This window comes from Streptomyces sp. NRRL B-1347 (assembly GCF_000720325.1).
Taxonomy (GTDB): domain Bacteria; phylum Actinomycetota; class Actinomycetes; order Streptomycetales; family Streptomycetaceae; genus Streptomyces.
Window position 1 is genome coordinate 1 of record NZ_JOJM01000223.1, and the last position, 1324, is coordinate 1324.

Consider the following 1324-nt stretch of genomic DNA (forward strand, 5'->3'; position numbering starts at 1 on the left):
GTGTCCGCGTCGTTTGTAGTGGCTGGTGCGGGCTTGGTGCTGTCGTCTTCGGCGCCAGGTCGACCAGTGCAGGATGTGCTCGACGGGTGTGGGTCGGCGGTCGGTGAGGCGGGTGATCAGCCGCCGTATCTCGGCGAGGCTGAGGTGGATGAGCTGGGCGGATCCGTTTCTGCTTTCCCGGCATCCAGCTCGCGGGCTCGCAGGACGGTCAGGCAGGCGTGGGCGGCCATGGCGAGGGTCATGTGTCGGTGCCAGCCGGGATAGCGGCGGACCTGGTAGTCGTCCAGGCCGCATTCCTGTTTCGCGCTTTGGAAGCATTCCTCGATGGCCCATCGGCTGCCCGCGATGCGGATCAGGTCATCCAGGGTGGTCTGGGCGGGGCAATAGGCGATGTAGTAGGAGATCTCCTGCGGGCGGGCGACGCTGCGGCGGGCGATCACCCAGTGACGGCGGTCGGGCCGGTGCCAGGGTCGCACCTCGACACGTGCCCAGTCGTAGATCCGCAGGCCGTGAGCCCCGATGCCGCACGAACGGCGCTTCCATTTCTGCCGGGCAAGGCCGCTGAACAGGTCGTGGACGGGATGGTCGATCGCCCAGCGGGTGACCACGGTGTCGTGCCGGGTGGTGGCCATGACGTGGAAGACGTCCGCCCGCTCCAGCTCGGAGCGCCAGCCCTTGGAGAAGCCGTATGCGGCATCCGCGGTCACCCACCGAAACGGGATCTTGTCTGCGATGGCGCGGCGGACCATCGCCTTGGCCATGGCCACCTTGGTCTCGAAGGCGACCTCATCAGTGATGCCGGCCCGGCGGCACCTGTCGCGGTCATCAGTCCAGGAGGCGGGCAGATACAGACGCCGGTCGATCAGTGTCCGCCCGCGGTCGGTTGCATAGGCGAGGAAGACGCCGACCTGGCAGTTCTCCGTGCGTCCGGCGGTGCCGGAGTACTGCCGCTGTACCCCGGCCGACCGCGTCCCCTTCTTCAAGAAGCCGGTGTCGTCCACGACCAGGACGGCGTCGGGGTCGCCGAGGTTGTCGACCACGTAATGACGCACATCGTCGAGCACCTCATCGGCGTCCCACTCAATCCGGTTCAACATCCGATGGATGCGGTCCGGGCCTGCGTGGCCGGCTTCCTCCGCCAACGTCCAGCCGTTCTTCCGCTGCAGTGGAGCGATCAGCCCTCGCATATAGGCCAGTGCCGACTCCCGTGGCTCCGACCTGCTGAAACGGTGCACGAACCGCTCATGCACGGCGTCCAGTTCACCCGCCCACAACCTGACATCCGCAAGGTCCCCACCCATAACCACACCAACGACCGACCTGG

Annotated in this window: 1 protein-coding gene; it reads right to left on the reverse strand. The window is 67.0% G+C overall.

What is annotated here, in order from left to right:
• Positions 1-116: 116 nt before the first annotated feature.
• Positions 117-1301 carry an IS701 family transposase gene (locus tag IG74_RS0144605; RefSeq protein WP_037827405.1) on the reverse strand — a complete coding sequence of 395 codons (1185 nt, stop codon included), beginning with the start codon at positions 1299-1301 and terminating at the stop codon, positions 117-119.
• Positions 1302-1324: the final 23 nt, after the last annotated feature.

Excerpts from the sequence above, each read along its gene's own strand:
- IG74_RS0144605 (WP_037827405.1), bottom strand. The coding sequence starts at position 1,301 with ATGGGTGGGGACCTTGCGGATGTCAGGTTGTGGGCGGGTGAACTGGAC.